The sequence below is a fragment of the Streptomyces sp. DSM 41931 genome, assembly GCF_050271085.1.
Lineage (GTDB): Bacteria > Actinomycetota > Actinomycetes > Streptomycetales > Streptomycetaceae > Streptomyces > Streptomyces albogriseolus.
This window is the reverse complement of the sequence record NZ_CP189902.1, coordinates 4,178,327-4,191,945: the sequence shown is the minus strand read 5'-3', so window position 1 is coordinate 4,191,945 and position 13,619 is coordinate 4,178,327. Positions and strand designations below refer to the sequence as shown.

Genomic DNA, 13,619 nt, shown 5'->3' with positions numbered 1-13,619 from the left:
GCCCGAAGATTCACTATTTCTCCCTTCTCAGCTGCATGAGTATCCCTCTCCAACTTCCTGAATGAACGTTTCCGTCATTCGCCCCCCACCGCGCGAGTTCTCACTCCACTCCATGGGCTCCAGGTGGCTTGTCCTGTTGTAGAAGTCGTTGCGCGCGGTGCGATCGGTGAACCGCCCCTGCGTGTTCCAGTGGACGACCACCGGGTTGCGGTGCTCGTAGGTCACCGTACGGTGGAACGGCCTGTCGTTGTCCGCGTTGGGGTCCCAGATGACCTGGTTGTTACCGTCGCGCCACGTCAGCTGGTCACGGGGTATTCGTTCCCCGGACACCGGGTCGCGGGGCACTCCGTTGATCGCACGGCCTTCATCAGTGAAGCGCCGTACCATCTCATCGTGGGTCGACGTTCTGTAGGTCGACGGGTACTGGTTGTCACGCGTGTACTGCCGCTCTCCTTCTGGGAGGTCCGGGTCCCGGCCGAAGCGCATCCCGTTGCCGGGGTCCTGCCAGTAGAGACCGAGCGGGTCGCTCCATACGTGTGGGTTGGGGACGTACGAGCTGTCATTGGCAGAAGGTGTCAGGCCGAGTGGATCGGGACTGGCGTACTGCCCCGTCTGGGGGTCGTAGTAGCGCTGGTAGTTGTAGTGCCAGCCGGTCTCGGCGTCGGCGTACTGTCCCGGGAAGCGCAAAGGGCAATCGATGCCGGTGTTGCTGCCCGTCTGCAGTTCGTCGGGCAGTCGGCTCCCCCAGAGTGTCGTGCGCTGCTGCCAGACCAACTCACCTTCGGCGGAGATCAGCTCTGTCGGCATCCCGGACAGGTCGACGACGACCGAGTGGAAACGTGTGCCCTCGCCGGACGCCGTTCGATCAAGCTGAGCCACGGGTTGGTGACTGCCAGGAACGTAATCCCAGGTCGTGGAGGCGCCGTCCCGCGTCGACTGCTCCACGATCCTGGTGCCGTCCCACGTGAAACGAACGTCGGCTACCACCTCGCCGGAGTCGGCAAGTAGCTGTTTCGCCAGCCGGCGGCCGGCGGGATCGTACAAATAACGCCAGCGTTGGCCTTTCTCGGTGATCGTGCCGACGAGGCGGTTCCTGCTGTTCCAGCGAAAGGAGCGGACGCGTCTCTGGCCGTTCAGGAGCCGCCGCACGATGCGAACGACCCGCCCCTCCCCGTCTCGTTCGTACCGGGTACGTCCAGAGCGCTGAATGCGGTTGCCGACGAAGGCACGGTCGGCGTCGCCGTGATCGATGGACGGGTTCTGCGCCCGAACGACGTTGTCCTCCTCGTCGTACTGGTAGCGCTCGTGCCAGTTCCTTGCGTCCACGGCGCTGACCCGGCCCCGCAAGTCAAGGGTGAACGTTCGAGATCCCGTGCAGAGCTCGTGGATGCTGACCGGAACGTCGTCACTTCGGTATCGGTAGGCGCGGTGCTCGAGTGTCGTGTCAGAAGCGCCTGTGTGCGAGCCTCGCACGAGCCGCTGATGGGACAGCCGACCCGCTTCGTCCCAGGACTGCGCGAGTGTGATGCCGCCTGGGAGGATACGCGTCGTCTCTCGGGCGTCATCGTCGAACATGAACGAGATACGGTGCCCATCCGAATCCAGCGTCGCGGAACGCTCCGTGTCGTCGTACGTCCATGTGGATTCGATGCCTGCGGGGGTGCGACGGCTGACCCGCCGGCCCAGGACGTCGTATGCGTACGTCGTCGTCCGACCGTCGACGCTCTCGGAGAGCAGAAGGCCCTCATCGCTGAACTCGCGCTCGATCACGACGTCCGAGGACTCTTCTCGAACGATGTGTCCCGCGGCGTCATAGGTGTAGCTGGCGGACGTGTCATCGTGCAGCACCCGTATGACGCGCCCCAAGACGTCCCGTTCAAAGCCGATCGCTTCCTTGGCTCCGTTGACCGAGCGTACGACCTCGCCCATGGCGTTCAGTTCGTACGTGAACGTCCGCCCGCCGAAGTCTGTCTCGGAGATCAGACGGTTTGCCGCGTCGTACCGGTACAGCCAGGTGTGCCCCTTCGGGCCGGTCACTCGTATCAGGTTCAGCTCTGAGTCATACGTGAAGGCGTGCAGCGTTCCGTCGGCCGAACGCCGCCCCTTGACTTGCCCGAAGGGACCCACCTCGAACGTCGTGGTCTGCCCGCCGCGATCTGTCTGAGCCAGCAAGTTCCCTTGGCCGTCCCACTCCCAGCGCTCGACGCGGCCGTCTGGTGTACGGCGCCACGCGAGGCGGCCCTCCACCGTCCACCGGAGCTGAGTGACGCGCCCTCGGGTGTCCAGGAAGCGCGTTACGCGCCCCAGGGCGTCTCGTTCGAGACGGCTCACGGCCCCGTAAGGGTCGGTGAACTCCACGGGAAGGCCGGCCCGGTCGCACCGAGCGCGGCTCGTTCGGCCAGTTGGATCGACAACGGCAACCAGCCCGCCTGAACTGTCGTACTCGTAGCGTGTCTCAGCCCCAGAGGGGCTGGTGGTCGAGACGTGGTTGCCCCGGTCGTCGTATGTGTGACTCCAGCGAGCGCCCCCGGGAGTCACCACCTGAATCAGCTGGCACATGTCGTCATGGACGGCCTCGGTCACCGAGCCGTCGGGGCGGACCACCGTGGTGAGATTTCCCGCCTGGTCATAGCTGTAGCGGGTCGTACGGCCAAGGGAATCGGTCTGTGCCAGTAGCCGATCGGACTCGTCCCACTCATTCGTAAGGGTCTGTCCCAGGGCGTTGACGGACTTGACGAGCTGCAACCGGTCGTTATGACGGTAGACCGTGGAACGACCTAGGGAGTCGGTGTACCTCGTCTCTCGAGCATCCGCGTCGTAGTCGATGGTGCAATTGAGGGTTCCGTCGATTCCCTCGCCTCGAACCACTCTGTCGGCGGCATCGTAGGTGTACCGGTACCAGGATCCCGCACGGTCGGCCCACGAAGTAAGGCGATCGGCGGCGTCATACGTGTAGCGGTAAGGCAGCCCCGACGAGTCAACGACCTCGGCGAGCCGTCCATGGTCGTACCCGTACCGAACGAGCACTGTTTCGTTGGGCCCCGCGCCCGCCACCCGCAGACCCGTGACACGCGAGTCGCTCGTGTCCACGACGACGTGATAGCCACCCGAGTGGCGCACGGAGACCGGGGAACCGTCCGGGCCGTACTCGAAGTCGATGCGATTCCCGTTGCGGTCCCATACAGCTCGAATGGGCATCGTGAAGGCCGTGTCGTGCGCCGTAGGAGGACCAGGAGCGAAAAGCCGGCTGATGCCCGTCTTCGGGTCGGTCACCCTGAGGGATCCGGGAAGCTGAGAGTCTCGCGCAAGCGGCCACCGGGGTCCATGAGTGGGATAAGCAGCGCCGTCACCCGGGACCGGATAGACGAGGATCATCCCGTCAGCGGTGGCGAAGGTGACGCCCTGGTCGTCCAACTCCAGTCTCTGATCGAAGGTGGACGCCCATTGCGGCCCGAACCAACGACCGGAGCGATAAGTGGAGACATGAGTGCGTGTAATCAGAAGTCGCAGAACACCGGGTAGCACTACGTCGGTGTCGACCATGAGCATTTCGCCCGAGACCATGTCGATCGGATCACCGTTGGTGCATCGGCCCTTGGCCGGCTTGCCGGTCGCAGCCCCGTCCGCCTCTTTGCGCAGCCCTCGCCTTCCGAGCCCGCGCGCCATGGCTCTCAGGCCACCTTTGCCCAGAGTTTTCATGCCCGCGGCGAGTCTGCCGAGGGTGGTGAGGCCCTTGCCGCCCGGTATGCAGTCCAGCGCGGCCAGCCCCACGTCCCACAGGGACGCCTGCCCCTTCGAGTATTTGTAGAGCGTGTCGGCCAGGACGACGAGAGCGGCGACAACGACGATCGCGGCCAGGATCGGACCGCCGATGATCATTGCGACGATGCCGACGACCGCGACCACGATCTTGCAGGCGGCGACGATGGTGTCCCAGTTGTCGGTGAACCAGTCGCCGATCTCCTCCCACCACGACCGGTTCTGGATCCCCGCGTCGGACGCCTCGTCGATCTTCGACTTCGCGTCCCGCGCCGCCTCCTCACGCATCTTCCGCGCGTCCGCGGCCATCTTCTTCGCCGCGTCCAGCGCGCTCTGCGCGGACGTGACGTCCGACTGCGCCTTCTCCTGCGCCGACTTCGCGCTCTGCACGTCCCGGGTCGCGGCCCGCACCTTCGCCTCGTCCGGCTTGTCCGCGTCCGACGTCGACCCCGTCGGGTCGTCCTTGTACTTGTCGGCCTCCTTCGTCGCCCGCCCCACCCACGACTCAGCCGACGCCAGCTTCGACTTCGCCGACGACAGATCAGCCTGCGCCTCACGCGCCTTCGCCAGCGCCTTGTCCGCCAGCGCCTGCGCCCGCTCCAGCTTCGGCCAGTAATCCGCGAGCGCGTCCCCGCACATCGCGTACGACTTCTCCAGCTTCCTCAGATTCTTCGGAACACCGGAGAACTCCTCCTTGAACACCTTCGCCGACTTCCCCGCCCACTCCGCCAGCGCCCCCTCACCGGCCATCCCCTTCACCAGACGCAACGCCTCGGAGACGTCGTCGGCGAAGTCGTGCAGAAACCGCGCGAGCTGACGCACCCGCTCCGGGTCACCAGGCGTCGGGTCCTTGTCCAGATCAAGGACATGCCAGTCCGTCGGCCGGTGACCCGCCATCCCGCAACCCCCGTTACGCGCACATCGCCAACACCCGTATGCACACGTGAACTTACCGGGCACGGCTGTTCGACGAAAAGCCCTTCCCGTTCCGCCTCAGGGACGTCTCCGCCGCAGGGTCCATCAGGCATCCCCACCGCGCCCTCAGAGCACAGCCGCCAGCCCTGCAGCTTGTTCGGGGAGCGGGCCGGTCGGTCCCCACCCTTGTGCGTCACGCACCAGCTGCTCGGTGCCGACATCTCCCGCGGGATTGACCCGGCCCTACCAGAACCCCTGAGCAGGGATCACAAGTACGGTGACACTCGCTTCCGGTCCTCCCGGCGGGAGGTGCGCAGCATCAACGCTCGACCGAACAACTCCGACACTCCGCCACACGGGGACCGGGGCCGGCCATCCGGACGGAAGGGCTTACCCCGGAAGTGACAGGGACCGAACGCGGGAGCGCTCGTGCCCCGGTCCCTTGCTCCGGGGGAGACGCCAGAAACCCCGCAGACCTCAGACCGAGCTTACGAACGGGAAAGAGGACCACAACCGCTCACACCGCAAGGTCCACGCCCGTGTCGAGCACGCCTTCGCCCGCATGGTCAGGGAATGGCCTCCGGGCAGCCCTCACGATGACTCGGGAACGGCAGCGCAGAAGGCAGCGGCCTCCTCCCGTACGTAGCGCGAGAGGTCGACCAGCGTCTCGACAGTCGCCTTCAGCTCACGGGCCAGCCCCGGGAACTGTTCCCACACCTGCGTCTTCCGCGTCACCACTGCGTACAGAAGGTCGTCGTCGTACCAACCCCCCGCGATCTGGGACGGGGCCGTGTCCCGGAGGATGCGGACCGCGAGAGGGAGCAGCCAGGGCAGCCCGACGTCCTGGGTGATCAGGCGGGCCAGCTCGTCGGGCCGAAGGTCGCCGACAGGGCGACGCCGCAGTTCGTGGACCGCTCTGACCAGCGGAGTGGCGTCCTCCGGCGGCTCGGGCCAGCGCTGCCCCTCGAGCCGTTCCAGGGACTGGGTGGGGTCGACGGGCTGGGACACCGAGGAATCCTTTCGCGAATGCCGACTGGCAGGGGGAGCACCTTCCCGGTCCGGCTCCTTGGCTGGTCAGCCTACTTTCCGGCCTCAACGGTGCCCAATCGACGCCAGGAATCCGTTGAGGCGGTCGAGTTCTTCGATGGTCTCCTTCCGTTTCTTGATCAGTACTTCCAGTCCCCGTTCGGTGAGCCCCTCCGGCGGGCTCTGGATCTCCCGCTCGAGGATCTTACGGATGCTGTCCAGACCGTTGCGGGCCTGCTTGAGGTCGCTGATGTGGTCGTAGGGCGTGCCGTCCGGCTTCCTTGCCACGACCTCGCCGTTGGCCTCGCGCCGGGCGGCGCTGTAGTGGTTGTGGTTCGGCTGAGAATTGATGCTTCCCACCGGGTCTTTCTTGATGTTCTCCAGTTTCGTCAGCGCCAGCTGGGCGTCTTCGCGCAGTCCGAGTTCGCGACACGTCGGGGCGAGTCCGAACGGGTCGGTCCAGGTGAGCGGGTTGTGCACATACGTGCTCGGATTCGGCGCCGGCAGCAGCCCGAGCGGGTCGGGAGACAGGTAGCGGGCGCTCTCCGGGTCGTAGTAGCGGCAGAAGTTGTAGTGCAACTCGGTCTCGGGGTCGTAGTACTGGCCCGAGAATCTCAGCGGTGTATAGGCCGGGCTGTCGGCAGTCCAGGCCGTTTTCCCCCAGAGAGTGGAACGCGTGCGCCACGCCAGAGCTCCTTCCTCGTCAAGAAGTTCGGTGGGAGTTCCGACCAGATCTGTGACGATGGCGAAGAAGCGGGAGTCGATGTCCTCTTGGGGGATGCCGTCCGGCGCCGCACCGACCGACGTCAGCCGTTCGTGCTGGGCCATGGGGCGCCACCCGTCGTGCTCCCAGGTGAGGACGGTGCGCTGGGGCGACTCACCAGTACGGCTGCTCTGTTCGCACAGGACGCCGCCGTCCCAGGTGAAGTCCGTCTGGTCGACCACGGTCGACCGGTCCGGGGACAAACGCTGCTTGGCGATGCGGCGGCCGAGCGGGTCGTAAAGGTAGCGCCATTCGGTGCCATCAGGCGTGACGACGGCCGTCAGACGGTCTTCGGCGTCCCAGGAGTAACGCCAGGTGTCGGGTTTACGGGAGAGTCTGGTGCGTTGCCTCAACGTCATGCGGCCCTGCGCGTCGTACGCATAGCGCATGCGTCCGGCGCGCACGATCCGGTTTCCCTCGTAAGCACGGTCGCCCGTGGCCTCATATCCTGGGTGGGAGGGCGGCCACTCGGCTCTCGTCTGGTTTCCGGCACCGTCGTAGGCGTAGCTCTCGGTCCAGTCCCGCGCGGTCACGCCCGTGACTCGCCCCTTGAGGTCGAGATCGAAGTGGCGAGTCCCGTTCAGCCGATCGTCCACACGCAAGAGATATCCGTCCGCGCGATAGGTGTACGCGCGTTGCTGGACGGTCTCACCGTCCGCACGCATGGTGGCCTGCCGGACAAGACGACCGACCTCGTCATAGCTGTTGCGCACAGTGACCGAGTCGCCAACGCGACGACCGACTTCGCGTCCCACGCGGTCGTACTCACTGTTGAGCGCCCGGCCTGCGAGGGCCGTTTCAACGGGGTTGTGGGCGGCGTCGTACACGTACGTACTGACTGTGCCGGCCGGGGTGGTGCGACTCGTGCGGCGGCCCAGAGCGTCGTAGCGCTGGTGCAGGGTGCGGCCCGCCACAGTCTCGGCGGTCAGGTTGCCTGCCTGGTCGAAGGTCCGGCTCAGCGTCGCCTGCGGACCCGTGGCGTGGGCGAGCCTGCCATCGGCGGTATAGCCGTATGTGGTGACGGACCCGTCAGCGTCCTTGCGTACCACCTGGTCGAGGACGTCGTACTCGAAGCGGATCATCTGGCCGAGGGCGTTCTCCTTGACGGCCAGGCGCCCTGCCGCATCGAGGCGGTAGTGAAGCGTGCGGCCGTCGAAATCCGTCTCGGAGACGAGTCGGCCCGCGGTGTCGTACACGTAGTGCCAGGTGCGTCCGAGCGGGTCTGTCACCCGGGTCAGGCGCAATTCGGCGTCGTGTGTGTACTCGTAACGGCTCCCGTCCGGATCGATGCGCGCGGTGAGAACGTCGAACGGGCCGTATTCATAGCTGGTCACGGCACCCGCCGGTGAGGTGTGGCTCGTGCAGTTGCCTTCGCCGTCGTAGGACCAGGTCTCGACCGTGCCGTCCGGCGCGGTACGGCGCACCAGGCGGCCCTCCGACGTCCATGCGAAGCATGTCGTGGAGCCGAGTGCGTCGGTGAGGGACGTCGTGCGGCCGAAAGCGTCGCGTTCCCAGGTCGTCGTGGCGCCGAGCGGATCCGTGATCTGCACAGGCAACCCGGCCCGGTCACAGGCGATCGCGACAGTGTTGCCCAACGCGTCGCTGATGGCGGCAGGGTGCCCCTCGACGGTGTAGAGGGTGCGTTCTGTGACTCCGGCCGGGTCGATGACGGCGGTGCGGTTACCGCGACCGTCATAGGTGTAACGCCAAGTAGCGCCGCCGGGCAGTTCGACGCTGGTTGCGAGGTTGAGGTCGTTGTAGGTGACGCGGACGGTGTCACCGTCAGGCCGCCGCACCTCGACGGGCTGTCCCCACGCGTTGTTGACGAGGTGGGTGGTCCGGCCCAGTTGGTCGGTGGCGGAGACGAGGTGACGCCGCTCGTCGTATTCGGTCCGGACGGTACCGCCGAGGGGGTCGATCTCAGCTACGACCAGGCAGTCGTGGGCGATGACGTATCGAGAGGTGGCCCCGTCGGACGCGGTGACCTCGGTGAGGCGGCAGCCGGGCCACTTCGGGTCGGTGACGTCGTAGACGAACGTATTGGCCACGTGACCGTCGCTGCCGCCCTGCGTCACGCAGCGGTCCCGGTCGTCGTAGGTGTAGCTGTAACGGCTGGCGGTCGAGTCGTGCCAGGAGGTGACGCGCAGCCGTTCGTCGTAGGTGAATTGCAGGGAGACCCCGTCCGGTCCGGCGACCGAGGTGAGATTGCCGTCGGTGTAGCCGTATCGGCGGAGCGTCAGGTCGGAGCCGTCCTCGGCTGCGCCGGCCAGACTCAACGAAGTCACCCGGCCGTCTTCGGTGGTCATCTTCAGGTGGTAGCCACCGCAGTGGCTGATCGCGAGGGGAGCTCCGTCGTCACCGTACGAGAACTCGATGGTGTTGCCGTTGCGGTCGGTCACGCGAGTGAGCAGGCACACGCCGTCACGAGGCGGGGCGAACGTGCGGCTGTGGCCGGTTACGGGATCGTCGAAGCGGTAGCCGCCACCGGTCAGCCGAGTCAGGAGCCCGTGGACGCCGGTCTCGGCGTGCACGGGCATGCCCACCCCCTCCGGGTGCGGGTAGGCGATCAGCATGCCGTCCTCGGTGACGAAAACGACCCCCTGATGGTCGATCTCCAGTCGCTGGTCAACAGTGGAAGCCCAGGACGGGCCGAACCACCAGCCGGAGCGGTAGCCGGAGGAGACTCGTCGGGTGAAGCCGAGCGGCAGGGCGGCGGGGAGGGCCACGTCGCACGTGGCGAGGAACATGTGTCCTGTGGCCGCGTCAACCGGGTCACCGCATCCCTTGACTTTGCTCCGAAGCCGGTCGTACGCGCCCTTGGCGCCATCAGCCAGAGCGGTACGCGCGTTCTTGCCCAGACCTCGCAGCGACAACGCCATTCCCTTGAGGCCGCCCTTGATCCCCTTCAGGGCCGCCATGCCGCCCTTGAGACCCTTGGCGAGCCCACCGAGCGTCGTCAGGCCTTTCATGCCAGGTATGCAGTCCAGCGCCGCCAGCCCCACATCCCATAGGGACGCTTGCCCCTTTGAATACTTGTAGAGCGTGTCGGCGAGGACGACGAGCGCGGCGATGAGGACGATCGCGCCGAGGATCGGTCCGCCGATGATCAGCGCGACGATGCCGACGACCGCGACGACGATCTTGCAGGCGGCGACGATGGTGTCCCAGTTGTCGGTGAACCAGTCGCCGATCTCCTCCCACCACGACCGGTTCTGGATCCCCGCGTCGGAAGCCTCGTCGATCTTCGACTTCGCGTCCCGCGCCGCCTCCTCGCGCATCTTCCGCGCGTCCGCGGCCATCTTCTTCGCCGCGTCCAGCGCGCTCTGCGCGGACGTGACGTCCGACTGCGCCTTCGTGTGCGCGCTCTTGGCGCTCTGCACGTCCCGGGTCGCGGCCCGCACCTTCGCCTCGTCCGGCTTGTCCGCGTCCGACGTCGACCCCGTCGGGTCGTCCTTGTACTTGTCGGCCTCCTTCGTCGCCCGCCCCACCCACGACTCAGCCGACGCCAGCTTCGACTTCGCCGACGTCAGATCAGCCTGCGCCTCACGCGCCTTCGCCAGCGCCTTGTCCGCCAGCGCCTGCGCCCGCTCCAGCTTCGGCCAGTAGTCCGCGAGCGCGTCCCCGCACATCGCGTACGACTTCTCCAGCTTCCTCAAGTTCTTGGGAACGCCGGAGAACTCCTCCTTGAACACCTTCGCCGACTTCCCCGCCCACTCCGCCAGCGCCCCCTCACCGGCCATCCCCTTCACCAGACGCAACGCCTCGGAGACGTCGTCGGCGAAGTCGTGCAGGAATCGCGCGAGCTGGCGCACCCGCTCCGGGTCACCGGGCGTCGGGTCCTTGTCCAGATCAAGGACATGCCAGTCCGTCGGCCGGTGACCCGCCATTCCGCAACCCCCGTTACGCGCACATCGTCAACACCTGTATGCACACGTGAACTTACCGGGCACGGCTGTTCGATCGGAAGAGTGGCCCTTCTCACCGCAGGGGCGTCAGTCGGGCGTTACTCACCACATGCTGGGACCGACGGTCACCGGCACGTCAGCAAGGGCTCACTCGTACCGGACCAGGAGTTCTTGGGGGTTCCGTCTCCCGGACAGGCGTGGACGACTCGCGTGCCGATGCGCATGGCCGCTCCTCCTCACGCGTCTCCGTGCGGGTTCGGTTCCGACGCGATGACGTGCCGCACCTGCCAGCGGGCTTCCTCCCAGCGGGCGCGGCGGGCGGCGGTGCGCTCGTCGACATCGTCGCCGCGGTGCCGCGCGGCCCAGCGGCCGGCCTCCGCCTGCAGCTGACGGGCGACGGACAGGCAGGACGGGTGACCGGACGGGCCCAGCCCGTGCGCTCTGTCCAGCATCGACCCGACACCGACCCGCGCCGCGTCCATGGTGAAGTCCGCGCCCCTGGCCAGGAGAAAGCGGTTGCCCGCCCTCCGCAGGGCGACCGCCCGCAGCCGCTCCTCCGCCTCCAGCAGACGAGCCACGGCCGATTCGAGACCGATCGCCTCATGAGCCGCGTCCATGTACTCCAGGCACGACACCGAGACCGGTTCCTCGATCTCGTCCCGCTCCAGATCCAGCACGTGCCGTGCGAAGTCCAGTGCCAGATGAGCCGCTCGTTCCTGGTCGATCTGTTCGAGCAGGTCACCCAGCAGTCTCGAAGGAACAATCACATCCAGCCCTCTCCCCTTTAACCAGGCTCGTTCTCGATTCCCCGTTCCGCCAGTGCCGCGTCACCCACGGCGCACGACCTGCCACACGCGACGCGCCGCATCCTCCCCCCCGCAGCCACCAGCCTTCCAGCTTGTCCCGGACCGTCACGTACACCGCCCACCGCTTCAGCCACGGCGGCAGGTCGCGGAACGGTACGAAGGTCAGGGTGTCGTCGACCGCGTTCACAGCGATGCTCTTGCGGCCAGGGCCCGCCGCGCGCAGCACCTCGTACAGCTCTGGCGTCAGCGCCCCGTTCAGCCGGGCCGCCGTCCCCACCGCCGTGAAGGCGAAGCCTCGTTGGTCGGTGTCCGGGAGTTGCGTCGCGCGGACGAGACGCGGGGAGGCGTCCTCCAGCGGGCAGTTGAAGGCCAGGCCGATCGCTGCCGTGCCCAAACTCCGCTCACCGCGTTCGAATGCGGCGTCCCACTCCCGGGGGTCGTCGAGACCCAGCAGGCCCTCCCCCGTCGCCCAGTCCCACGGTCGCGTCACGCCCGCTCAGTCCACTCAGTCCGCTCAGTCCACGAACCGGAACGTCGACGTGATCGCGTCGAAGATGTCGAAGAAGGACTCCGCGAGGTCCAGGACCTGGCTGCTGCCCGCGACCAGGGCGACCTTGCCCTCCTGCCCCGGCACCGGGATGAACGTCTGCATCAGCACCGCCCGGATCGTGCGGCCGAGCTCGTCGCCCGGTACCGGGACGTCCTCGATGCCGTACGTGCGGGCCGCCGGGCCGACGCCCGGGATGTCGACCGTCGTCACCTTGCGCCAGGCGTCGCCCTCCCGCCTGGCCTCCTTGACCGCGAGCTGGGCGGTGACCGCCTCCGGGTCGGTGGGGAGCGGGTCGCCCTTGCTGGTGCGGCCGCCGACCAGCGACACCGTGACCGAGCCGGTGATCGGGGTGTCGCCCCCGAAGCTCTCCGCCATGCAGCCGCAGTACAGCGCACCCGACTTCCACGCGTCCGCCGCCGCCTTGCGCAGGAAGGAGACGAACGTGTCGCGGTGCGGCTCGAGTTCGGGATGTGCGCGCACCCGCTCGCTCACCATGCGGTGGATCGAGTCGTCCCGGGACTCGGGACGGACGTCGAACTCCCACCAGCTCTCCGGCACCTTGATCCGGAAACCGCCCCGCTCGACGGTCAGCGCTTCCATGTAACGGGCCATGACGCCGGCGTCCCCCTTCGCTCGATGACGTGCCGACATCGTGCCATCGCGCCGTCACCGCGTGGGGCGCGGGCCCGTCAGTCGTCGAAGCTCACCGACGTCAGCCCTTCTTCGCCACCGTCAGCAGCACCGCCGCGTCCTCCAGCGCCTCCAGCCCGTGCCGGGCGTCCGGGATGACGAGGAGGTCGCCGGTGCGGCCCTCCCATTGCACATCGCCGCTGGTGAGGCGGACGCGGCCGCGCAGGACGTGGAGGGTGGCCTCTCCAGGGCTGTCGTGCTCGGCGAGTTCCGTGCCGGCGGTCAGCGCGAGAAGGGTCTGGCGCAGGGTGTGCTCGTGGCCGCCGTAGACGGTGGTCGCGCTGCGGCCGCTGGAGGCGGTGGCGGCCTGCTCCAGGTGGGTGCGGACGAGGGCGTCGAGTGAAAGCTTCTCCATGCGTCCAGCGTCGCCGAGCGCCTCGGCTGCGGCCAGGGCCATGTGGGGTACCGCACCGTCCGCGATACTGGCGCCGTGCCCTCGACCCCGCAGCCCGTCACGCCCGACCCGCCGGAGGCGATCGCGCGTCCGCTGCTCACGCAGTCATGGCTGGACCTGACGTTCGTGCACTGGGCGGTGGACCCGGCCGACGTGGCGGGGCTGCTGCCGCCGGGCGCCGTGCCCGACACCCTCGACGGCGTGACGTACGTCGGTCTCGTCGCGTTCCGGATGCACCGGGTGGGCTGGCTGCGGCTGCCGGGCGTGCCGTACCTGGGGAACTTCCCGGAGACGAACGTCCGCCTGTACTCGGTGGACGACCACGGCCGGCGCGGGGTGGTCTTCCTCTCCCTGGACGCCTCCCGGCTGGTCCCGGTGCTGGTCGGCCGCCTCGGCTTCGGGATGCCGTACGTCTGGTCGCGGATGCGGGTACGGCACGTCGACGACCGCACCGTCACGTACACCGCCTCCCGGCGCTGGCCCGGGCCGCGCGGGGCCGGTACGCGGCTCACCGTGCGGCGGGGCGAGGCGGTCGCGGAGCCGACGGAGCTGGAGCACTTCCTCACCGCCCGCTGGGGCATGCACGGCGTGTTCTTCGGGCGGCCGATGTATCTGCCGAACGCCCATCCGCGCTGGCCGCTGTACCGGGCCGAGCTGCTGGAGTGCGAGGAGGACCTGGTCACGGCGGCGGGGCTGCCCGCGCCGGCTGGTGAGCCGGTCAGCGTGCTGTACTCACCGGGCGTCCCCGCCCGCTTCGGCCGCCCGGCCCGCCCGGCGGGCATCCCCACGCCCTGAACGCAGGCGGGGCCGA

8 protein-coding genes are annotated in these 13,619 nt (G+C 67.8%); 1 reads left to right on the top strand and 7 read right to left on the bottom strand.

The window, feature by feature from the left end:
- Positions 1–27: 27 nt before the first annotated feature.
- The 7 genes from ACP7TJ_RS19560 to ACP7TJ_RS19530 form a co-directional block, all read right to left on the bottom strand.
- A complete protein-coding gene (locus ACP7TJ_RS19560) occupies positions 28–4,656 on the bottom strand; it encodes a DUF6531 domain-containing protein (protein WP_427764204.1) in 4,629 nt (1,542 codons plus the stop codon).
- 609 nt (positions 4,657–5,265) lie between these two features.
- Positions 5,266–5,682: a contact-dependent growth inhibition system immunity protein gene (locus ACP7TJ_RS19555; RefSeq protein WP_266399959.1), complete on the bottom strand. Its 417-nt coding sequence runs from the start codon at positions 5,680–5,682 to the stop codon at positions 5,266–5,268.
- An 84-nt stretch (positions 5,683–5,766) separates the two neighbouring features.
- Positions 5,767–10,350, bottom strand: coding sequence for a polymorphic toxin type 28 domain-containing protein (locus ACP7TJ_RS19550; protein ID WP_427764201.1), 4,584 nt, complete (start codon positions 10,348–10,350; stop codon positions 5,767–5,769).
- Between the two features lie 254 nt (positions 10,351–10,604).
- Complete coding sequence (locus ACP7TJ_RS19545; RefSeq protein WP_266399955.1) at positions 10,605–11,135, bottom strand: hypothetical protein; 531 nt, start codon at positions 11,133–11,135, stop codon at positions 10,605–10,607.
- Positions 11,107–11,664 carry a hypothetical protein gene (locus ACP7TJ_RS19540; RefSeq protein WP_427764199.1) on the bottom strand — a complete coding sequence of 186 codons (558 nt, stop codon included), beginning with the start codon at positions 11,662–11,664 and terminating at the stop codon, positions 11,107–11,109. The genes ACP7TJ_RS19545 and ACP7TJ_RS19540 overlap by 29 nt, the downstream gene beginning before the upstream one ends.
- Positions 11,665–11,688: 24 nt before the next feature.
- On the bottom strand, positions 11,689–12,336 hold the full coding sequence (locus tag ACP7TJ_RS19535; RefSeq protein ID WP_367548905.1) for a hypothetical protein: 648 nt from the start codon (positions 12,334–12,336) through the stop codon (positions 11,689–11,691).
- Positions 12,337–12,436: 100 nt separating this feature from the next.
- Entirely contained in the window at positions 12,437–12,769 is a 333-nt protein-coding gene (locus ACP7TJ_RS19530; RefSeq protein ID WP_093765479.1) for a cupin domain-containing protein, read from the bottom strand.
- A gap of 75 nt (positions 12,770–12,844) precedes the next feature.
- Here ACP7TJ_RS19530 and ACP7TJ_RS19525 point away from each other — a divergent pair, with 75 nt between their 5' ends.
- Positions 12,845–13,603 carry a YqjF family protein gene (locus tag ACP7TJ_RS19525; protein WP_266399944.1) on the top strand — a complete coding sequence of 253 codons (759 nt, stop codon included), beginning with the start codon at positions 12,845–12,847 and terminating at the stop codon, positions 13,601–13,603.
- Positions 13,604–13,619: the final 16 nt, after the last annotated feature.

Excerpts from the sequence above, each read along its gene's own strand:
- ACP7TJ_RS19530 (WP_093765479.1), bottom strand. The coding sequence starts at position 12,769 with ATGGAGAAGCTTTCACTCGACGCCCTCGTCCGCACCCACCTGGAGCAG.
- ACP7TJ_RS19550 (WP_427764201.1), bottom strand. The coding sequence starts at position 10,350 with ATGGCGGGTCACCGGCCGACGGACTGGCATGTCCTTGATCTGGACAAG.
- ACP7TJ_RS19560 (WP_427764204.1), bottom strand. The coding sequence starts at position 4,656 with ATGGCGGGTCACCGGCCGACGGACTGGCATGTCCTTGATCTGGACAAG.
- ACP7TJ_RS19535 (WP_367548905.1), bottom strand. The coding sequence starts at position 12,336 with ATGGCCCGTTACATGGAAGCGCTGACCGTCGAGCGGGGCGGTTTCCGG.